At 67.7% G+C, this 18,711-nt stretch carries 19 protein-coding genes; 14 read left to right on the top strand and 5 right to left on the bottom strand.

Going from position 1 to position 18,711, the window contains the following annotated elements; translation table 11 throughout:
• Nucleotide 1: 1 nt before the first annotated feature.
• Genes AB0O71_RS09585 through AB0O71_RS09575 form a run of 3 tightly spaced genes read right to left on the bottom strand, consistent with a single transcriptional unit; the run spans nucleotide 2 to nucleotide 2,240 of the window.
• Complete coding sequence (locus AB0O71_RS09585) at nucleotides 2–574, bottom strand: hypothetical protein (RefSeq protein WP_363744675.1); 573 nt, start codon at nucleotides 572–574, stop codon at nucleotides 2–4.
• Complete coding sequence (locus tag AB0O71_RS09580) at nucleotides 571–1,443, bottom strand: endonuclease/exonuclease/phosphatase family protein (RefSeq protein WP_363744673.1); 873 nt, start codon at nucleotides 1,441–1,443, stop codon at nucleotides 571–573. Before AB0O71_RS09580 ends, AB0O71_RS09585 begins: the two co-directional genes overlap by 4 nt.
• On the bottom strand, nucleotides 1,440–2,240 hold the full coding sequence (locus AB0O71_RS09575) for a glycosyltransferase family 2 protein (RefSeq protein ID WP_363744671.1): 801 nt from the start codon (nucleotides 2,238–2,240) through the stop codon (nucleotides 1,440–1,442). The genes AB0O71_RS09580 and AB0O71_RS09575 overlap by 4 nt, the downstream gene beginning before the upstream one ends.
• 119 nt (nucleotides 2,241–2,359) lie before the next feature.
• On the opposite strand from AB0O71_RS09575, the gene AB0O71_RS09570 reads away from it, so the two are divergent.
• Genes AB0O71_RS09570 through AB0O71_RS09555 form a run of 4 tightly spaced genes read left to right on the top strand, consistent with a single transcriptional unit; the run spans nucleotide 2,360 to nucleotide 6,009 of the window.
• The gene (locus AB0O71_RS09570) at nucleotides 2,360–3,283 is read left to right on the top strand and encodes a PfkB family carbohydrate kinase (protein ID WP_363744669.1); all 924 of its coding nucleotides are present in this window, start codon (nucleotides 2,360–2,362) and stop codon (nucleotides 3,281–3,283) included.
• Nucleotides 3,276–4,499 carry a D-arabinono-1,4-lactone oxidase gene (locus tag AB0O71_RS09565; RefSeq protein ID WP_363744667.1) on the top strand — a complete coding sequence of 408 codons (1,224 nt, stop codon included), beginning with the start codon at nucleotides 3,276–3,278 and terminating at the stop codon, nucleotides 4,497–4,499. The genes AB0O71_RS09570 and AB0O71_RS09565 overlap by 8 nt, the downstream gene beginning before the upstream one ends.
• Complete coding sequence (locus AB0O71_RS09560; protein ID WP_363744665.1) at nucleotides 4,496–4,873, top strand: sensory rhodopsin transducer; 378 nt, start codon at nucleotides 4,496–4,498, stop codon at nucleotides 4,871–4,873. Before AB0O71_RS09565 ends, AB0O71_RS09560 begins: the two co-directional genes overlap by 4 nt.
• A gap of 50 nt (nucleotides 4,874–4,923) precedes the next feature.
• Nucleotides 4,924–6,009 (top strand): FUSC family protein, encoded by a 1,086-nt coding sequence (locus AB0O71_RS09555; protein ID WP_363744663.1) that lies wholly within the window; start codon nucleotides 4,924–4,926, stop codon nucleotides 6,007–6,009.
• A 44-nt stretch (nucleotides 6,010–6,053) separates the two neighbouring features.
• On the opposite strand, the gene AB0O71_RS09550 is transcribed toward AB0O71_RS09555, so the two are convergent.
• On the bottom strand, nucleotides 6,054–6,329 hold the full coding sequence (locus AB0O71_RS09550; protein WP_363744661.1) for a hypothetical protein: 276 nt from the start codon (nucleotides 6,327–6,329) through the stop codon (nucleotides 6,054–6,056).
• Nucleotides 6,330–6,647: 318 nt separating this feature from the next.
• On the opposite strand from AB0O71_RS09550, the gene AB0O71_RS09545 reads away from it, so the two are divergent.
• From AB0O71_RS09545 to AB0O71_RS09535, 3 genes are all read left to right on the top strand, one after another.
• Nucleotides 6,648–7,253, top strand: a complete 606-nt coding sequence (locus AB0O71_RS09545; protein WP_363744659.1) for an excalibur calcium-binding domain-containing protein — start codon at nucleotides 6,648–6,650, stop codon at nucleotides 7,251–7,253.
• A gap of 97 nt (nucleotides 7,254–7,350) precedes the next feature.
• The gene (locus tag AB0O71_RS09540) at nucleotides 7,351–8,319 is read left to right on the top strand and encodes an aldo/keto reductase (RefSeq protein WP_363744657.1); all 969 of its coding nucleotides are present in this window, start codon (nucleotides 7,351–7,353) and stop codon (nucleotides 8,317–8,319) included.
• A gap of 44 nt (nucleotides 8,320–8,363) precedes the next feature.
• Entirely contained in the window at nucleotides 8,364–9,296 is a 933-nt protein-coding gene (locus AB0O71_RS09535) for an aldo/keto reductase (RefSeq protein WP_363744655.1), read from the top strand.
• Between the two features lie 9 nt (nucleotides 9,297–9,305).
• Here AB0O71_RS09535 and AB0O71_RS09530 read toward each other — a convergent pair whose 3' ends face one another.
• Nucleotides 9,306–10,487, bottom strand: a complete 1,182-nt coding sequence (locus AB0O71_RS09530; protein WP_363744653.1) for an ROK family transcriptional regulator — start codon at nucleotides 10,485–10,487, stop codon at nucleotides 9,306–9,308.
• A gap of 101 nt (nucleotides 10,488–10,588) precedes the next feature.
• Here AB0O71_RS09530 and AB0O71_RS09525 point away from each other — a divergent pair, with 101 nt between their 5' ends.
• From AB0O71_RS09525 to AB0O71_RS09495, 7 genes are all read left to right on the top strand, one after another.
• Complete coding sequence (locus AB0O71_RS09525) at nucleotides 10,589–11,689, top strand: Gfo/Idh/MocA family oxidoreductase (protein WP_363744651.1); 1,101 nt, start codon at nucleotides 10,589–10,591, stop codon at nucleotides 11,687–11,689.
• A complete protein-coding gene (locus tag AB0O71_RS09520; protein WP_363744649.1) occupies nucleotides 11,686–13,191 on the top strand; it encodes a sugar ABC transporter ATP-binding protein in 1,506 nt (501 codons plus the stop codon). Before AB0O71_RS09525 ends, AB0O71_RS09520 begins: the two co-directional genes overlap by 4 nt.
• Nucleotides 13,188–14,231, top strand: a complete 1,044-nt coding sequence (locus AB0O71_RS09515; protein WP_363744647.1) for an ABC transporter permease — start codon at nucleotides 13,188–13,190, stop codon at nucleotides 14,229–14,231. Before AB0O71_RS09520 ends, AB0O71_RS09515 begins: the two co-directional genes overlap by 4 nt.
• Nucleotides 14,228–15,424: an ABC transporter permease gene (locus AB0O71_RS09510; protein ID WP_363744645.1), complete on the top strand. Its 1,197-nt coding sequence runs from the start codon at nucleotides 14,228–14,230 to the stop codon at nucleotides 15,422–15,424. The genes AB0O71_RS09515 and AB0O71_RS09510 overlap by 4 nt, the downstream gene beginning before the upstream one ends.
• Nucleotides 15,421–16,638 carry a substrate-binding domain-containing protein gene (locus AB0O71_RS09505; RefSeq protein WP_363744643.1) on the top strand — a complete coding sequence of 406 codons (1,218 nt, stop codon included), beginning with the start codon at nucleotides 15,421–15,423 and terminating at the stop codon, nucleotides 16,636–16,638. The genes AB0O71_RS09510 and AB0O71_RS09505 overlap by 4 nt, the downstream gene beginning before the upstream one ends.
• A gap of 79 nt (nucleotides 16,639–16,717) precedes the next feature.
• Nucleotides 16,718–17,593 (top strand): sugar phosphate isomerase/epimerase, encoded by an 876-nt coding sequence (locus tag AB0O71_RS09500; RefSeq protein WP_363744641.1) that lies wholly within the window; start codon nucleotides 16,718–16,720, stop codon nucleotides 17,591–17,593.
• Complete coding sequence (locus AB0O71_RS09495; RefSeq protein ID WP_363744639.1) at nucleotides 17,590–18,606, top strand: sugar phosphate isomerase/epimerase family protein; 1,017 nt, start codon at nucleotides 17,590–17,592, stop codon at nucleotides 18,604–18,606. The genes AB0O71_RS09500 and AB0O71_RS09495 overlap by 4 nt, the downstream gene beginning before the upstream one ends.
• The last annotated feature ends 105 nt before the right edge of the window (nucleotides 18,607–18,711 follow it).

Below are 18,711 nucleotides of genomic sequence, written 5' to 3'. Positions count from 1 at the left end.
ATCAGTCCCGAGCGAGGCGCACCCCCGCGAGCACGATGCCCGCGGCGAGCGCGCCGAGTGCCCCGACGGCCATGTCGCTGATCGTGTCGTGGTACTCCACGAAGATGTCGTCGCTGACGAAGACGAATCCTGCCCACTCGATCATCTCCCACACCGCGCCGAGCGCCAGCCCGAGCACGGGGTAGAGCACGATCGGCACGCGCTTGCGAAACGTCGGAGACGACGTGGCCGGCACGATGCTCCAGTGCGCGAGCAGCAGGTACGCGATCGGCACGAGCACGCCCATGCAGACGATGTGCATCACGATGTCCCAGCCATCGACGGTGCGGTAGAGATCGATGACGTTGCTCCATGCGGCGAGCAGCACGATGACCGAGAACGGGATGTCGAATGCCGCCCGCGCCCCGAGAAAGCGCGGCGCGACGAGCGCCGGGAGGGTGAGCGCCAGAATGCCGGCATCCGTGGGCTCGAGCCCGATCGCGGCGAACACGACGCCGAGCAGACCGATGATGCGCAGCGCATCGGCGAGGTACTCGGCGACGCCCTGCGGGGCGCGTAAGAAGTTCGCTTTCATGCTGTGGGAGTGCCTCTCGGGAGGCGCATCTGGGCGAGCACGGGGAGATGATCCGACGGCCATCCGCCCAGAACGGGTTCGGCGAGTATCCCCACGCGATCCACCCCAATATCTGGCGTCGCCACGATCCAGTCGAGTCGACGACCGGGGCGCGGTGCTCGGTAGTTCGCGTACGTGGCGTACTCGGGGGTGAGCCGCTCGCGCGCGCTGCGCCAGGAGTCTCGGAGGGCGCCATCGTCGAGCAGTGAGGTGAGGGCGGGCGAGCCCGGGCCGGTGTTGAAATCACCGGTCAGGATCGCGGGGCCCGATTCCGCGGTGATCGTGTCGCGCAGGTGCGCGAGCGAGCGCAGCCGAGAGTGCGCACTCAGGGGGTCGAGGTGCGTGTTGATGATGCGAAACGCGGCACGCGTGCGGCGGTCTCGAAAGCGTGCCGTCACGGCGATGCGCGGGAACAGGTTGCCCCAGCTGCGGGAGCCCGCGCGGTTCGGCGTATCGGAGAGCGCGGTCTGTCGCCAATCGAGCAGTTCGAGCCGGGAGGCGTCATAGAACACGGGGCAGCCCTCACCGCTGCCATCCGCGTTGCGACCATGTCCGACGAAGCTGTATCGCTCGCCGAGCGACTCGTGCACCCACCGGGCTTGGCTTGGCAGCGCTTCTTGCACACCGAGCACGTGCGGCGGGACGGTGCGCAACTGCGCCCGAAGGCGGGCTCGCCGAAGATGCCAGCGGTCGGACCGTCGCCAGGCCCAGCATCCCAGGCGGCGGCGGATATTGGCGGTCATCACGAGCAGGGGGGAATCTGAGGAGACCGGCGCGGGCGCTGCCGCCGCTGCCTCTTCAGGGTTCACGCCGGGCTCCACGGTGTTCATACAGGCCTCCGCCGTGATCGTGCTGCAGTCGGGGTCGGCACGCCCGCGAGATGCAGCACCCGACGCAACGCGAGGCGGATCCAGCGCACCGACGGAAAATCGGCCGGCCAGTGCACGAACACCGTTCGAAACCCCCAGGCCGTGCGCCGAGCGAACCCGCGTGCCGACGTGAGCGGCCGCATCGACATGCCCATGACCGCGGCGCGAACGCGACGAATGCGATGCCGCTCGCCGAAGTGGAAGGCGAGGTCGAGGTCGTCGTGGATGTTGTGATTCAGATGCACCTCGTCGCGCACGGCGAGCCAGGCCGTGCGGCGGAAACCGAGATTCGAGCCGAACACCGGAGTGTGTCCGAGCGCGGGTGCCGTCGCCGCGACATACACGCCGAGATAGACCGCGGCCGCGATACGGCGCAGCGGCTTCGGTCCGTCGATGAAGTGGGCGCTCCCCGTCACTACGGCGACTTCGGGCCGGGTGTCGAGCGTCTCGCCGAACGCCGCGATCCACGCCGGGTCGGGCACGCAGTCCGCGTCGAGTCGCATCACGTAGCGGCTCTGCGCGGCGTCGTAGCCGGTCGCGCTCGCCGCCGGAATACCCGGAGTTGTGCAGCGGACGACGGTCGCCCCGGCAGCGCGGGCGACGCGAGCGGAATCGTCGCCGGAGTCGTTGTCGACGACGATGATCTCGTCTGGTGCACGGGTCTGCTGCGCGAGCGCACGGAGACAGCGCTGCAGCAGTACGGCATCGTCTTTCACTGGGATCACGACCGAGACGGTCGAGTGCTGATCCCCGTTCACGCGCCACCCCCAGGCCTCTTGCTCGTCACTTCAGCGTAGCGGGGGAGCCCGCCTACCTCCGCCCACGGGCCGCGGCAACCCCGTGTTGCGGCGCACGCGTGCGCTCTACGATCTTCCGTATGGTCGCTGGGAAGTCGCAACGCGTGGTCGTGGTCGGTTCCGCTGGAAGGGATCTCGCAATCGGCATGACGAGCCTGCCCGAGGCGAATGCGTCGGCGCCCATCGAGCGCACGATGGAGCGACTCGGCGGGAAGGGCGCGAACATCGCAGCCGGCATTCGGCAATTGAATCCCGAGTGCTCTGTGTCCCTGATCGCTGTTCTCGGGGTCGATCGCGCGGGCGAGGCGGTGCTCGAGGACGCACTCGACCTCGGCATCGATACCGCATGTGTGGCGCGGCGCGGCGAGACGTCGCTGCTCGTCGACCTCGTCGACGACTCGGCTGAGCGCCGCATCCTGGAGCAGGTTTCCCCCGAGGCCTCCGTGCGGGAGGAGGATGTTCGCAGCGCAGCAATGGTGCTCGGAGAGGCGCGCGTGGTGGTGCTCCAGCTGCGGCAGCCGGTCGCGGTGCTCACGCGAGCTGCCGAACTCGCTCCCGGAGCCGTTGTCGTGCTCGATGGGGGATTCGACGGCGCCGTCGACAGCGAACTCGCGGAGCGACTGCTCACCCGCGCGGATATCGTCCGCGCCAACGGCGAGGAAGCCGAGATGCTCGCCGGGCACTCGATCTCGAGCGTGAGCGATGCTGAACGGGCAGCCGCCGACCTGCTGAACCGTGGCCCCTCAATCGTCTCCCTGACCGTTTCGGGATCGGGAGACTTGGTGGCGTGGGAGGGCGACTCGCACTTCTTCCCATTCGGCGATGAGCCCGTAGTCGACCGCACTGGCGCGGGCGACGCCTATGTCGCCGGCCTCGTCACGGGTCTTCTCCGCGCCGAGCCGCCGAGAGAGCTCGGTCGCCGTGCCTCTGCGGCGGCAACCACCGCGGTGCAGCAGTTCGGAGGATTCACCCGCTTTGCGGAGCGGAGCCGGGTCGATGGGTGAGAGATTTCGCAACTGGTCGGGCAGTCTCAGCTTCGAGCACGACCGGCGCGCACGACCGAGCACTGAGAGCGACCTGCGGGCCATCGTCGACGACGCCAGGGCCAATGGGCGCACCGTGCGGCCTGTCGGTTCTGGGCACTCCTCCGTGCCGCTCGTGCAGACGAGCGATGTGCTCGTCGATTTCGAGCACCTCAGCGGCCTCCGCGAGGCCAGCACGCACTCGATGACCGCGTCGTTGCTCCCGGGAACCCCGCTCGAAGCAGCAGGCGAGATATTGGCGGATCATGGCCTCGGGATGGAGAATCTCGGCGACGTGGCCTATCAAACCGTAGCGGGAGCTGTGAGCACCGGCACCCACGGCACCGGGCGCACGCTCGGCAACATGTCGTCGACACTGGTCGGAGGCCGACTCGTCATCGGCACCGGTGAGGTGGTCCCGTTCGGCACCGAAGCGGGTACCGACGGTACGGACGACCTGACACGCGCAGCCCAAGTTGCACTCGGCTCACTCGGCATGTTCAGTTCACTGACCCTGCGAGTGCTCGACCGATATCAGCTGCACCGGCGCAATGTCATCGCGGGCGCCGACTGGACGATCGACCACTTCACCGAGTTGCTGAATCGCCACCGGCACGTGGATTTCTACTGGTATCCGCGTCGCGACGAGGTCAAACTGAGGATCATGGATCGCCCCGACGAGGCGGTCGAGTTGCTGGCTCCCGTGCGAGAGGTCAAAGAGCGTGAAACGGGCCAGAGTCACCAGATCATCACCAACGCGCGGGACCTGCGATTCGAAGAGATGGAATACATGTTTCCGCTCGAGCGCGGCATGGAGATCTTCGAGCAGGTGCGACAACGCATCTTGGATCGGCATCGGCACTACGTCGGGTGGCGCGTGCTCGTGCGCAGTATCGCGCCGGACAACGCGATGTTGAGCAACTGCAACGGAGGGCCCACAATGACGATCGCGCTGCTTCAGAACCACAACCTCGAGTACGCACCGTACTTTGACGATCTGGAGCCCCTTTTCCTCGAGTATGGCGGGCGCCCGCACTGGGGGAAGAAGCACTCGCAGTCGGCCGCGAGTCTGCGCACGATGTACCCGGAGTGGGACGCGTTTCACGAGATTCGCCGCCGCCTCGATCCCGATGCGGTCTTCATGAACGACTACTTGCGCACTCTCTTCGACGGAGAAGACGGGGGTGCCGGCCTATGACGGCACTGGGCAAGACCACGTGGGTGTTCTCGGGCGGCAACATCCCGCGAACGTCGACGGGGGTCGAGCCCGAGTTCACGAGCCGTGATGAGTTGTGCCTGCTGAACACGGGCGGGCGCCGTGCCGAGCTCGAGATGATCGTGTACTTCGAAGACGCTGATCCGTCGCTTCCGTTTCGTGTGGTGGTCGAGCCACGGCGCGTGTTTCACGTGCGAATCAACGACCTGATCGATCCGCATGCGATTCCGCTCGGCGTTCCCTACGGTCTCGTGGTGACGAGCGACGAGCCGATCGTGGCGCAGCTCACACGAGTCGACACGCGGCAATCGGCATTGGCGACGACCGTGATGCCCGGTTATTCGGTCGGAGACTGAGGATCGGTGACGGGGCGGTGAGGGGAGCGCGCGGCCTCTGGAATGGGGCGGTGGAGCGGCTGTTTCGATACGGAGCATCGGTGCTGCTCGCGGCCGTCGCTGCAGCACTGGCGTACTTGCTTGCCGCTGCCGTGTTCGGAGCTCACAACGCCTTCTTCGCACCCATCGCAGCGGTGATCATTGTGGGATTGAGCGGCGGCGAGCGGTTTCGCCGCTCCATCGAAGTGGCGGGAGGGGTGCTGGTCGGGGTTCTGGCGGGAGAGCTCGTCTCTCTGCTCGCCCTGCCGGTCGGCGCCGCTTTGGCGATCACGGTGCTGCTGGGAATGGGAGCGGCAGCCATGCTCAGGCCCACATCGTTGTTCACGAATCAGGCAGCCGTCGCTGGAGTGGTCACGATGATCCTCACTCCGGTGACACAGGCTCCGCCCATGCTCCGCCTGGGCGATGCGCTCATCGGCGGCGTGGTGGCAATCAGCGTCGCGGTGCCCGCACTGTTTCGGCCCGAGGTGACGCTGCGCAGCGCCGTTCTCGCGGCCACGGATGATCTCGCGCACGTGCTCGACGACGTTCATCGTGGTCTGGCAGACGGAGTGGGCGACCCCGATGTTCCGGTCCGCGAGGCGGTGCACGCCGCGCGACACGCAGACGCACTCGGCGACGCGTATCGGCAGGCCCGCGAAAGCGTGCGATTCGGTCGGCGCGCCCGTCGCGTCGCCAGCACCCTACGTCGAGCCGCACTGATGCGGGACGAGTGGCTCGCTACGACCGCGACAGCAGTGTGGCTTGCGCGTGCGGCCCGCGGCTTGCGCCGTACTGAAACGCTCGGCGCCGCACGGGTATCGGTGCCGCTTGACCGGTTGGCGGACGCTGTGCGCGAGGTCGGCGAGTGGGCCGGCGGCATTGAAGGTGCGCCCGTGGCTCGCGGCGAAACCGGTACGAGTGCTGATGCAGAAGCGGTGGGTCTGCACGTTCGGCGTGACCTGCTTGCGCTCGCCGCAGAGGTCAGCGCGCAGTTGCGTTCTCAGACGGAAACATCAGAACGCGTGCTCCTCATTGCTGTCCGCACCCTCTGCGTCGATCTCCTTCGCGTGACAGGTATGCCGCACGAGGCGGCAGTTCGCGCCGCGCTGCCGTAGCGCTGCGGGGGCGAACACATCGCCACGGCAGAGTACATCGGACCTCACCCGTGCATGAGCGGGATGCACCCGTCACCGGTGGGGCGAGCCATGTCGGCGTAGCGACGAGCGGACGCGTCGGGGGTGCGCTGCGCGCTGCGGCCGGCCGCGCGCATCGTCGCCTCCCACCGCTCTTGGCGCTCTCGTGCCATCCTCGCCAAGACCTCTCGTTGTTCGTCCGACGGCAACTCGGAGAACGGGTGTTCTGCGTACTCGATAGCCATGCGCTTGTTCAGCCTTTCCTGCAGTTCGATCAGAGCGATATGTGGAGCGTGCGTCATAAGGTTCATCCCTGGTCTCACTTTTCCTCCCTGTGGTGGATTCAATGGTCGCCGTACTTCACTGAATCCGAGGAGTACTGTCATAAAACCGATTCGTGACGTATAATCCCGCTGCTCTTTTGGCGTGAGGTGGCCGCGCATGGGTGAGTCAAGGTGCGCTTGGGATGCGCAGTGACTGCAGTTGAATGCATATGCCGTGCGGCATTCTCAGGGTGAAAACGCGGGTTAATTGACATTCGATGCGCGGAGTTCGACCGTCCACGGCCATATCCTGAACCTTTGTTTCCCCTACGAATGCCTCAGGAATGAGAACCAGCAATGACGCAATGGGCCCCGACCCCACCTTTTGATCACCAGCAGGAGGATCAGTCGTCGTCGGCTGCGCCTCGCAAACGCAGCAAATGGCTCTCCATCGGCGTTCCCGTGATCTGCTCGCTCCTCGCATTTGGTTTGGGCTCGGCGGCGGGCGGGTCAGGCAGTGCCGCGGAACGCAGTTCGCTCGCCAGCGCTGAACAAGAACTGAAGTCGGAACTCGTCAGTGCAAACCTTGAGATCGAAGACGCCGAGAGCGTGGTAGCCGAAGCAGAACAGGAAGCGACTGAAGCTCGCGACGAGCTCGATCAAAGACTTGAACTCACAGCGAGTCTTGAAGCTGAAGTGCAGGAGCATGCGACACAAGTCAGTGAACTGACGAGCAACAACGAAGCTTTGGCGGCCCAAGTGGCAGAGCTCGAAGCCGCGACGCAGGCGGTGCAGTTCGTGGATACTCCTGTGGCGGAGGAAGTACCGCCACCGACGGCGGCGGCAACGTACTACGAGAACTGTTCGGCAGTGCGTGCTGCAGGGGCGTCTCCGCTCTTCGCGAGTTCGCCGGGCTACGCCTCGCATCTCGACCGTGATGGTGACGGCGTCGCATGTGAATGACCTGTCGCGCTTCGTCACATCGGAATGCGGGAGGAGGGCGCGCTGTTAGCGTCCAGTGGAAGCACCGCAGGGTGGAATGAATCGCGAAGGAGACCTTATGAGCCAGGCTGAACAGATCGCACGAACCCGCATCGGAACCTCCGACCTCGATATCGCGCCGCTCGCTCTCGGCGGTAACGTGTTCGGGTGGACGGCGGATCGCGCCGCATCGTTCGACGTGCTCGACGCGTTCGTGGCGGGTGGCGGCGATTTCATCGACACCGCTGACGGATACTCAGCCTGGGCGCCGGGCAACTCGGGCGGCGAATCTGAAACCATCATCGGCGAGTGGCTGGCCGAGCGCGGCAACCGCGATTCCGTGGTGCTTGCGACGAAGGTGTCGACGCACCCCGATTTCTCGGGCCTCGCCCCTGCGAATGTGCGCGCCGCGGCCGACGCGTCGTTGCAGCGCCTGCAGACGGACCGCATCGACCTGTACTACGCGCACTTCGATGATGCCGAGACGCCGCTCGAGCAGACCGTGGCTGCCTTCTCCGAGCTCGTCGATGCCGGCAAGGTGCGAGCGATTGGCGTATCGAACTACACGGCCGAGCGAGTCGCCGAGTGGTTCCGGATCGCGAGAGACGGTGGCTACCACCTGCCCGTGGCGCTGCAGCCCCATTACAACCTGGTCGAGCGCGACTTCGAGACGAACGGTCTGCGCGCGGTCGCCGAGGACGAGCGGCTCTCGGTGTTCCCGTACTTCTCATTGGCCAAGGGATTCCTCGCGGGCAAGTACCGCGACGCCGACGATGCGACCGCGACCGGTGCGAGCCCCCGCGCAGGCGAGGCCGCGAAATACCTCGACGATCGCGGTCGCGCTGTGCTGGCTGCACTCGACGCCGCAGCCGATGCCCACGACGTGCCGGTCGCCGCGGTCTCGCTCGCCTGGCTGCGGCAGCAGCCCACCGTCGCCGCCCCGATCGCGAGCGCGCGCAACCTCGAGCAGCTGCCGGCGCTTCTCGCCTCGCTCACGCTCGACCTGTCGGCCGACGAGGTCGCAAGCATCACCGCTGCCTCGGCCTAGCCGAAGCCGAGCGCGGAGTCGCAGTGCCCGGTAGTGTGAGCCGCATGCGGACTTTCACACTGCCGGGCACCGACCTCATCGTTTCCGACGTCGTGCTGGGGCTGATGCGCATCCAAGACAAGTCCGATGACGAGGTGCGCACGCTCGTGAGTGCTGCGCGCGACGCGGGCATCACCTTCCTCGACCACGCCGACATCTACGGCGACCCGTTGCACGGGTGCGAGCGCCGTTTCGCCGAGGCGCTGCGGCTGACGCCCTCCGAGCGCGAGCAGTGGGTGATCCAATCGAAGGCGGGCATCGTGAAAGACGGCCCCTACTTCGATTTCTCGTACGAGCACATCATGGAGTCGGTGCACGGCTCGCTCGAGGCGCTGGGAACCGACTACCTCGACATCCTGCTGCTGCACCGCCCCGACGCGCTCGTCGAGCCCGAAGAAGTCGCGCGGGCCTTCGACGAGCTCTCGGCGTCAGGCAAGGTGCGCGCCTTTGGCGTGTCGAACCATACGCCCCGGCAGATCGACTTGCTGCGCAAGTACGTGACCCAGCCGCTCGTCGCGAACCAGCTGCAGCTGTCGATCACGCACTCGCCGATCATCGCGCAGGGGATCGCCGCCAACATGCAGGGTCTGCCGCAGTCGGTGACGCGCGACGACGGCGTGCTCGACTACTGCCGGCTCCACGACATCACGGTGCAGGCCTGGTCGCCGTTCCAGGCGAACTTCTTCGACGGGCCGTTCCTGGGGTCGGATCGCTACCCCGAACTCAACGCGGTCATCGACCGCCTGTCCGCGCAGTACGGGGTGCCGCCCGAGGCGGTCGCCGTCGCGTGGATCACACGCCATCCCGCGCGCATGCAGGTGGTGCTCGGCACGACGTCACCCGACCGTGTCGCCGCTGCCGCGCAGGGCTCCGACATCACGCTGACTCGCGCTGAGTGGTACGAACTCTTCCGTGCAGCGGGATACACGGTCCCGTAACGGGAGCGGCTACCCGCCGAGCGCGGCCGCGATGCGCTCCGGCGCGAGTGCCGCGTCGATCGCGAGTTGCGCGGCGCCGTAGATGGCGGCGTTGCCCGCGGCGAGCGACGGAGCGATGGTGAGCTGCTCCGTGGAGAGCGGGATCGACCGCGCGTAGACGACCTCGCGCACGCCCGCGACAAGGTGCTCTGCCGCCTGCGCCATGGTGCCGCCGATGACGATCGCGGACGGGTTCATGATCGAGACGCACGCGGTCAGCACCTCGCCGACGTCTCGCCCCGCTTGCCGAATCAGCTGAATAGCGTGCACGTCGCCGGCTTTCGCGAGCGCGACCACCTCGCTCGGGCGGTGCAGGGGCGTCTCGTCGGTGCTCAGAGCTCGGGCGAGCGCGCGCCCCGACGCGACCGCCTCCAGGCAGCCCCGGTTGCCGCACGGGCACGGCGTGTCTGCAGCCCGCGCAAGCGCGATGTGCCCGATGTCGCCGGCGGCGCCGTTTGCCCCTCGGCGGAGGGAGCCGCCTGAGATGATTCCCGCCCCGATACCGCTCGCGACCTTTACGAAGATGAGGTCGGTGACGCCGCTCCACGAGGTCGCGAGTTCGCCGAGGGCCATGATGTTCACGTCGTTGTCGACGAGCACGGGCGCATCGATGCGGGCGCGAATGGCGGAGGGGATGTCGAAGCGATCCCAGCCCGGCATGATCGGCGGATTGATCGGTCGGCCCGTTGAGAACTCGACCGGACCTGGCACGCCGATGCCGACGCCGGCGACGTGCGAGACGTCGTAGCCGAGACCGGGCAGGAGTTCTTCGGCCGAGTCGAGGATCCACGAGATCGCCGCATCCGGGCCGGAGGAGATCTCCCGAGGCGTCGAGATCTCGGCGAGCAGTTCGCCGCGCAGGTCGGTGACCGCGACGCGCGCGTGCAGTGCACCGAGGTCGGCGGCGAGCACGACGCGCGCGCGGGGGTTGAAGGCGAGCTGCGCTGAGGGGCGCCCACCGGTCGAAGCGGCATCCGCGACGGGAGCGATGAGTCCGAGATCGATGAGCTGGTCGATGCGCTGTGCGACGGTCGGGCGAGACAGCCCGGTGAGCTGGGCGAGTCTCGCTCGCGTGCGCGGTTCGCCATCGCGAAACAGCTGGAGCAGTCCGCCCGCGGTGGAGGCCCCGGGGTCTGAAGGGGCAGTTGACACGATCACACTTTCAGTAAAGCACAGGTCGAACTTCGGTAACGGTTTGGTTACTTATGAAGAATACTTGACAAAAGTGGGGAGGTGGGAAACACAATGGACACATGTCCCCGCAGACGATGGAGTCTCGCCGGTCGCCGAACGCAGCAATGCTCGGCGCCGGGTTCATGGCTCGCACACACACCCACGCCGCCCGGCTCGCCGGCGCGCGCCTCACGGCTCTCGCCGCCTCGAGCCAGCAGAGCTCCGAGCGCGCTGCGGCCGCGCTCGGGTACGAGCGGGCGACCAGCCCGGAGCAGCTGCTCGCCGATGCCCACGACGTGGTGCACATCTGCACTCCGAACACCAGCCACGTCGCATTCGCACGCGCGGCGCTCCTCGCCGGATCGAACGTGATCTGCGAGAAGCCGCTCGCGACGTCGGCTGCCGACGCCCGCGAACTCGTCGAACTCGCCGAGGCCGAGCGCCTGGTCGGCGCGGTGCCGTTCGTGTACCGCTATCACTCGATGGTGCGCGAGGCGCGGGCTCGGATCGCCAGCGGCGCGCCGGGCGCCGTGGTCACCATCGCGGGTCAGTACCTGCAGGATTGGCTGCTCGGCGCCCAGGACGATAACTGGCGGGTGGCGGCGGAAGCCGGCGGGCCGTCGCGGGCCTTCGCCGACATCGGATCGCATCTGGTCGACCTCGTGGAGTTCGTGAGCGGCGATCGCATCTCGCGGCTCGTCGCCACGACGCGCACCGTGCACGCGGAGCGCAACGGCCAGCGGGTGAGCACGGAAGACGCGGTGGCGCTCACACTCGAGCTCGTCGGCGGCGGCATCGGGTCGCTGCTCGTCTCCCAGGTCGCGCCCGGGCGCAAGAACGGCCTCGTACTCGAGATCGCCGGCGCCGAGGAGAGCGTGCGCTTCGAGCAGGAGGATCCGGAGCGGCTCTGGGTGGGGCGGCGCGATCAGTCGCTGCTGCTGCGCCGTGACCCCGATACGCTCTCGCCCGACGCCGCGCGGCTCTCGAACGTGCCAGCGGGTCACGCGCAGGGCTACCAGGACGCCTTCAACGCGTTCGTCGCCGACGCCTACGCGGCCGTCGCCGGGGAGCAGCCCGAGGGCCTTCCGACGTTCGCCGACGGGTACCGTGCCGCGCAGATCACCGACGCGGTGCTCGAGTCTGCGCGAGCAGGTCGCTGGGTGGAGGTGGACGACGCATGAGCGTGAACGACGCACCGATCCTCTCGGTTACCGACATCCGCAAGCAGTTCTTCGGCAATGAGGTGCTGCACGGCATCTCGCTCGATCTCGTTCCGGGCACCGTGCACGGACTCGTTGGCGAGAACGGCGCGGGCAAGTCGACCCTCATGAAGATCGTCGCCGGCGTCTATCGGCGCGACGGAGGCGACGTGCGACTCGACGGAGCGAGCGTCGACTTCGGCCATCCCGTCGAGGCTGCGGCCGCAGGGGTCGCCACCGTCTTTCAGGAGTTCAACCTCCTCTCCGACCGGTCGGTCGCGCAGAACGTCTTCCTCGGCCGCGAGCCCCGTCGCCGCGGCCTCATCGACACCGCGGCCATGCGACGCGCCACGACAGAATTGCTCGACGATCTCGGCATCGCCGGCATCGACCCGAACTCGCAGGTGGGCAGTCTGACGGTAGCCGAGCAGCAGATCGTCGAGATCGTCAAAGCGCTCTCGGTCGACGCGCGGGTCATCTCGATGGACGAGCCGACGGCGGCGCTCGCCGATCACGAAGTCGCGATCCTCTACCGAGTCATTCGGCGCCTGCGCGATCGGGGCGTCGCGATCCTGTATGTCTCGCACCGTCTCAAGGAGATCTTCGACCTCTGCGACACCATCACGGTGATGAAGGACGGCTCGCTCGTCTCGAGTGATCCGGTGGACGCGCTGGATCAGCCGACGCTCGTGCGGCGGATGGTCGGCCGGCCCATCAGCGCCTATTTTCCTGACCCCGTGCCGGGCACCGAGACAGGCGAAGTGGTCGTTCAGGTGCGCGGCGGTGGCAACACGCAGCTCGACGGCATCGACCTCGACGTGCGCGCAGGCGAGGTCGTGGGGCTCTCTGGCCTGCAGGGCGCCGGGCGCACGGAACTGGTCGAGGCGATCTTCGGCGCCGCACCGTTCACTCGCGGCACCCTCAAGATCGCAGGTGCGACGCGCACCGTTCGCAGTCCGCGGCAAGCGGTGCGTCTGGGCATCGCCCTTGTGACGGAGGATCGCAAGCGCACCGGACTGGCGTTGAACCAGTCGATCTTCGACAACGCACTGCTCGCGATCCGCAGCGTCTTCCCGCGGCGCACTCGCGCGGAGCGCGCGAATGTTCCCGGCATGTTCGAGGCGCTCGAACTCGTGAGCCGGGGGCCGAAGCAGGAGGTGCAGGCGCTGTCGGGAGGCAATCAGCAGAAGGTGGTGCTCGCCAAATGGCTGGCGACCGAGCCCCGCGTGGTGCTGCTCGACGAACCGACCCGCGGCATCGACGTCGGCGCGAAGGTTGCCGTGTACCGCCTCATCCGCGACCTGGCGAAGCGAGGCGTTGCGATCCTGCTCATTTCGAGTGAACTCCCGGAGGTGATCGGCATGGCCGATCGAATTCTCGTGATGCGCGACGGCCGCATCGCCGGCGAGGTGCCCGCCGGCTCATCAGAGGAGACGGTGCTCGCGCTTGCGACCGGCGCCGTCGCAGAACGGGGAGCGGCATGAGTATCGCACTGCCCGCGCGCCTCAAGCGCCTCGATACGACCGCGATCGTCTTCATCGCGCTGATCGTCGTGCTCGTGCTGAGCGCGATTCTCGTCGCCACCGTCGGCCGCAATCTCTTCAGCCCCGGCAGCATTCGCGACATCCTCACCGGCATGAGCGTGCTCGGGTTCGTCGCGATCGGGCAGACGCTCGTGATCCTCGGCGGATCCCTCGACCTCTCCGTGCCCTACGTGGTGAGCCTCACCAGCCTCATCGCAGCGCAGACGATGAACGGCGAGGCCGGCATGGTGCTGCCGGGCGTGCTGCTCGCGCTCGCCGTCGCTGCGCTCGTCGGGCTCGCCAACGGCATGATCGTCACGTTCTTGAACGTGCACGGCTTCGTCACGACGCTCGGCGTCGGCCTCATGCTCAAGGGGTATCTCGACACCAACTACCAGGGCACAGCCGGTGAAGTGCCGTGGGCCTTCCAGCTCTTCGGCGCCACGGGAGTCGGCCCCGTGCCCGTCTCCACCATCGTGATGCTCGCACTCGCCGGCCTCGTCGCCTTCATGCTCGCGCGCAGCACCTTCGGGCACCACCTGTTCGCCGTGGGCGGCAATACCGAGGTGGCACGGCTCTCTGGCGTGCGCACCCGCCGACCGCTCATCTGGGCGCACGTGCTGTGCTCGGTCTTCGCGGGGATTGCGGGCCTGCTGCTCGCCAGTCGTCTCGGCGTCGGCAGCCCGACCGTGGGCGTTCAGGGCGGCTACGACCTGCTCTCCATCGCGGCCGTGGTCCTGGGCGGCACGCTGCTGGCCGGCGGTCGCGGTTCGATCTGGGGCACCATCGGCGGCGTCGCGATCTTCGCGGTGCTCGACAACCTCATGAGCGTGCTGCAGGTGAACCCGTTCCTGAAAGACGTCGTGCGCGGCGCAGTCATCGTTGTTGCGGTCGCGATCTACTCGCGACGCCGGCTCGTCGCCCGCCGCGAACGCTTCACGCGTTCCGGAGAGGCCGCCCCGGTGCCTGCAGATGTCACGAGCGAAGGGGGATCGCGATGAGCGCCACTGATCCGAGCCTGACCCGTCCGGTCGACACACCGGCCGCAGCTGCCGGCCCCGGCGGTGTCGCGCGCTTCCTCCGCGCAGCGATCAGCCCGCGCGGCGCGGTCTACCTGCTGCTGCTGGTGCTGCTCGTCGCCGTGGCGATCCTGAACCCCTCGTTCGCCGAGCCCGGCCAGCTGGTGCGCTACATCCAGCGCGTCGCACCCATCGCGCTCGTCGCGATCGGGCAGTACTTCGTCATCGTGAGCGGCGAGTTCGATCTCTCGCAGGGATCGCTCGTCACCACCCAGGTCGTGCTCGCCGGCACCCTCATCGGGCAGGACGACTCGAAGGCGATCCCCGTCTTGATTCTGCTGCTCGTGCTCGGCACGGTTGTCGGCATCGTGAACGGCCTCGTCACCACGTTCTTGAAGGTGCCGTCGTTCATCGTCACGCTCGGCATGATGCTCGTGCTCTACGGCGGCGTGATGTGGTGGACCGGCGGGGCCGCGACAGGCAACCCGGCGGATTCGTTCCGCCAGGTGGGCCGCGGCGGCATCGAGGGGCTTCCCATCATCGGGCTGCTGCCGTGGGCGGTGCTCGTGCTCGCGGGCGTCGTCGCAGTCGCTGCGTGGCTCTCCCGACGCCCGTTCGGGCGCACCCTCGTTGCGATCGGCGACAATCCGTCGGCCGGTGTCTTCGCCGGTGCGTCGGTCTGGCGCACCAAGACCGCGGCGTTCGTGATCTCGTCGCTCTGCGCCACCATCGCCGGCGTGCTGCTCGTGGGGTACGCCGGAGTGCACCCCTCGGTGGGCCGCGGCTACGAGTTCATCGCGATCACCGCGGTCGTGCTCGGCGGCGTCGTGCTCGGCGGCGGGCGCGGATCGGTGTGGGGAGCGCTCGCCGGAGCGTTCGCTCTCGAGACGCTGTTCACGCTGCTCAACTTCACCTCGGTGCCGTCGACGATGCGCGACGCGATTCAGGGCGCCATCATCATCGCCGCCGTCGCGTACTCGGGGGCAGCGTTCCGCGCCCGGCGCAAGCGGCCGACGACCGGACTGGGGGCGGTCGCCGATGCCGGCGCGCGCGGCCCCAGCACTCATGAACCTCCCGGAACCTCCGGGATAGATCCGACGGGGAGCACCCCGTCACCCGATCCCGCGGGCACTGCTGCCGTGCGGGGCGAACAGAAAAAGGAGAACCGATCATGAAACGATCGCTGAGCATTACGGCGAGCCTCGTCGGTGCAGCATCGCTGATCCTGCTCGCGGGGTGCACCACCGATCCGTCGGTGGAGACCCCCGCTGAAGAAGCGCCGGCGGAGACCTCAGAATCGACCGACTCGACTGAGTGGTTCGACCAGGAGCTCTTCGACAAGCAGGATGCGGAGCGCGGCGTCACCCCGGAAGGGCCAGAGGGCCAGCCCTACCTGCAGATGATCAATGCGGAGATGAAGGATACGTCGGAGTTCGCTTCTGACGGAGCCAAGAAGGTCTGCTTCGCCAACGCGTCGATCTCGAACCCGTGGCGTCAGACCGGCTGGATCACGATGAACGAACAGCTGAAGGCGCTGCAGGAGTCGGGCGCGATCTCCGAGATGGAGACCCGCGACGCCAAGGACAGCGATGACACGCAGATCGCTGACATCGACTACTTCATCGCTGAGGGCAACTGTGACGGCTTCGTCATCTCGCCCAACTCGACGGCGGCGATGACGCCAGCCGTGGAGCGCGCGTGCGAGACGGGCAAGCCGGTCGTCGTGTTCGACCGCGGGGTTGAGACCGACTGCGCCGTCACGTTCATCCACCCCATCGGCGGCTTCGCCTGGGGCATCGACACCGCCGAGTTCTTGATCGACAACCTCGAAGAGGGCGACAAGGTGATCGCGCTCCGCATTCTGCCGGGCGTCGACGTGCTCGAGCAGCGCTGGGCGGGCGCCGAGGTGCTCTTCGAGGAGGCCGGCATCGAAGCGGTCGACTACTTCTCGGGCGGCGATCCGGCCGAGATCAAGAAGATCATCTCCGATGAGTTAGCGAAGGGCGACGTGCAGGGCGTCTGGATGGACGCCGGCGACGGCGCGGTCGCCGCGATCGAGGCGTTCGAGGACGCGGGCAAGGACTACCCCGTGATGACGGGTGAGGACGAGCTGAGCTTCTTGCGCAAGTGGGAGGAGACGGGCCTCACCGGTCTCGCGCCGGTGTACTCGAACTTCCAGTGGCGCACGCCGCTGCTCGCGCTCGAGAAGATCTTCGACGGCGAAGAGGTGCCGGCCGAGTGGGTGCTGCCGCAGAGCCCCATCACCGAGGAGGATCGCGGTGAGTTCCTCGAGCTCAACGATGGCATGCCCGACGGCCACTACGCGAAGTTCGGCGGCGAAGACCTGCCGGGCTACCCGCAGGTCTGGCAGGAGCGCCAAATCCCGTAAGTCGTTATCGGTGCCGGGGAGAGCGGATCGCGCGCTCCCCGGCACTTCCGATTGCGGCACCTCGCTGGAAAGGAACATCATGCGGAGACCTCTCGGCGTGAACACGTGGGTGTGGACCTCGCCGCTCGACGACGCGTCGCTGCTGCGGATCGCGGAGCGCGCCCGGGGCATCGGGTACGAGCTGCTCGAGCTGCCCGTCGAGACGCCGGGGGACTGGTCGCCGGAGCTCGCAGCGGAGCGCCTCGGCGGGCTGGGCATGGGCGCCCGCGTGGTGGGGGCGATGGGGGAGGGGCGCGATCTGCTCGACGATACGTTTCGGGCGTCGACTCAGGCATACCTGCGGCACTGCGTCGACGTCGCCGTCGCGGTCGGATCGCCCACGGTCGCAGGCCCCTTCTCCGCCCGCACGGGCCGCGTCTGGCGGATGGACGCCGACGAGCGCGCGGCAGCGATCCGAGTGCTCCGCGAGGCGCTGCGGCCGGTGGCCGCGTATGCAGCAGAGCGCGGCGTGACGCTGGCGATCGAACCGCTCAACCGCTACGAGACGAGCCTCATCAACACGGTGACGCAGGCGCTCGATGCGCTCGATCCGCTGCTCGGTGCCGGCGGGTCCGGCGTCGGGCTTGCTCTTGATGCGTACCACTTGAACATCGAGGAGCGCTCGCCGGCGTCGGCCATTCGCGCGGCCGGCGCACACCTCGCCGTCGTGCAGGTGTGCGGCAACGACCGCGGCCCGGCCGGCCCCGACCACACCGATTGGAGCGCGTTCTTCGATGCGCTCGACGACGTCGGCTACACCGGCCCACTGACGCTTGAGAGCTTCACCGGGGACAACGACACCATCGCGACCGCGGCGTCGATCTGGCGCCCGCTCGCCGAGTCGCAGGACGCACTCGCGCGCATCACCTACGATTTTCTCACCGACCATCAGCTGCAAAGGAGCGGCCGTCTATGAGCCACGAAGCATCGCACCCCGTCACTCTGTTCACCGGTCAATGGGCGGATATGCCGTTCGAGGAGGTCGCGCGTCTCGCCGCGAAGTGGGGGTACGACGGGCTCGAGATCGCCGCCTCCGGTGATCACCTCGACCTTGCCCGCGCCGATGAGGACGACGCCTATCTGCAGTCGCGTCTCGACACACTCGACCGGTACGGCCTCAAGGTCTGGGCGATCTCGAACCACCTGGCAGGGCAGGCCGTCTGCGACGACCCCATCGACTTCCGGCACGAGGCCATCGTGCGTCCCTACGTGTGGGGCGACGGTGACCCCGAGGGTGTGCGGCAGCGCGCCGCCGCCGACATGCAGCGTGCCGCGCGGGTGGCCCGCAAGCTCGGCGCCGACGTGGTCACGGGGTTCACCGGGTCGAAGATCTGGCCGTACGTCGCCATGTTCCCACCCGTGCCCGCGTCGGTCATCGACGAGGGGTACGAGGACTTCGCCCGGCGCTGGACTCCGATCCTCGACGTATTCGACAGGGAGGGCGTGCGGTACGCGCACGAGGTGCACCCCTCGGAGATCGCGTACGACTACTGGACGACGGTGCGTGCGCTCGAGGCGATCGACCACCACCAGTCCTTTGGAATCAACTGGGATCCCAGTCACCTGGTGTGGCAGGGCGTCGACCCGATCGGGTTCATCGTCGATTTCGCGGATCGCATCTGCCACGTGGACTGCAAAGATACGCGGGTGCGCCCGCAGACCGGGCGATCCGGCATTCTCGGATCGCACCTGCCCTGGGGAGATCCGCGCCGGGGCTGGGACTTCGTGTCGACCGGGCACGGCGACACTCACTGGGAAGACGGGTTCCGCGCACTCGCCAGCATCGGCTACGCCGGGCCGATCTCGATCGAGTGGGAAGACGCGGGCATGGACCGCCTGCATGGCGCGGCCGAGGCGGTCGAGCGGATCCGCTCGCTCCTCTGGAAGCGCCCGTCGGCGTCCTTCGACGCCGCCTTCTCCCACCAGTAGGCGCCGCGCAGCGCCGCGTTGCGTGGCGCTGCGCTACCTTGCGAGCGGGGTCACTGTTGGTGCGTGTCGCGCGCCCGACACGCACCCGCAAGGGAGGGCGTCGGG

The sequence above is a fragment of the Leucobacter sp. NPDC077196 genome, from assembly GCF_040687075.1.
Lineage (GTDB): Bacteria > Actinomycetota > Actinomycetes > Actinomycetales > Microbacteriaceae > Leucobacter.
This window is presented reverse-complemented; position numbering and strand designations above follow the sequence as displayed.

Bases quoted from the DNA above. Each gene is read 5' to 3' on its own strand.
- AB0O71_RS09585 (WP_363744675.1), bottom strand. From the start codon at position 574: ATGAAAGCGAACTTCTTACGCGCCCCGCAGGGCGTCGCCGAGTACCTC.
- AB0O71_RS09580 (WP_363744673.1), bottom strand. From the start codon at position 1,443: ATGAACACCGTGGAGCCCGGCGTGAACCCTGAAGAGGCAGCGGCGGCA.
- AB0O71_RS09570 (WP_363744669.1), top strand. From the start codon at position 2,360: ATGGTCGCTGGGAAGTCGCAACGCGTGGTCGTGGTCGGTTCCGCTGGA.
- AB0O71_RS09565 (WP_363744667.1), top strand. From the start codon at position 3,276: ATGGGTGAGAGATTTCGCAACTGGTCGGGCAGTCTCAGCTTCGAGCAC.
- AB0O71_RS09560 (WP_363744665.1), top strand. From the start codon at position 4,496: ATGACGGCACTGGGCAAGACCACGTGGGTGTTCTCGGGCGGCAACATC.
- AB0O71_RS09550 (WP_363744661.1), bottom strand. From the start codon at position 6,329: ATGACGCACGCTCCACATATCGCTCTGATCGAACTGCAGGAAAGGCTG.
- AB0O71_RS09545 (WP_363744659.1), top strand. From the start codon at position 6,648: ATGACGCAATGGGCCCCGACCCCACCTTTTGATCACCAGCAGGAGGAT.
- AB0O71_RS09540 (WP_363744657.1), top strand. From the start codon at position 7,351: ATGAGCCAGGCTGAACAGATCGCACGAACCCGCATCGGAACCTCCGAC.
- AB0O71_RS09535 (WP_363744655.1), top strand. From the start codon at position 8,364: ATGCGGACTTTCACACTGCCGGGCACCGACCTCATCGTTTCCGACGTC.
- AB0O71_RS09525 (WP_363744651.1), top strand. From the start codon at position 10,589: ATGTCCCCGCAGACGATGGAGTCTCGCCGGTCGCCGAACGCAGCAATG.
- AB0O71_RS09520 (WP_363744649.1), top strand. From the start codon at position 11,686: ATGAGCGTGAACGACGCACCGATCCTCTCGGTTACCGACATCCGCAAG.
- AB0O71_RS09515 (WP_363744647.1), top strand. From the start codon at position 13,188: ATGAGTATCGCACTGCCCGCGCGCCTCAAGCGCCTCGATACGACCGCG.
- AB0O71_RS09510 (WP_363744645.1), top strand. From the start codon at position 14,228: ATGAGCGCCACTGATCCGAGCCTGACCCGTCCGGTCGACACACCGGCC.
- AB0O71_RS09505 (WP_363744643.1), top strand. From the start codon at position 15,421: ATGAAACGATCGCTGAGCATTACGGCGAGCCTCGTCGGTGCAGCATCG.
- AB0O71_RS09500 (WP_363744641.1), top strand. From the start codon at position 16,718: ATGCGGAGACCTCTCGGCGTGAACACGTGGGTGTGGACCTCGCCGCTC.
- AB0O71_RS09495 (WP_363744639.1), top strand. From the start codon at position 17,590: ATGAGCCACGAAGCATCGCACCCCGTCACTCTGTTCACCGGTCAATGG.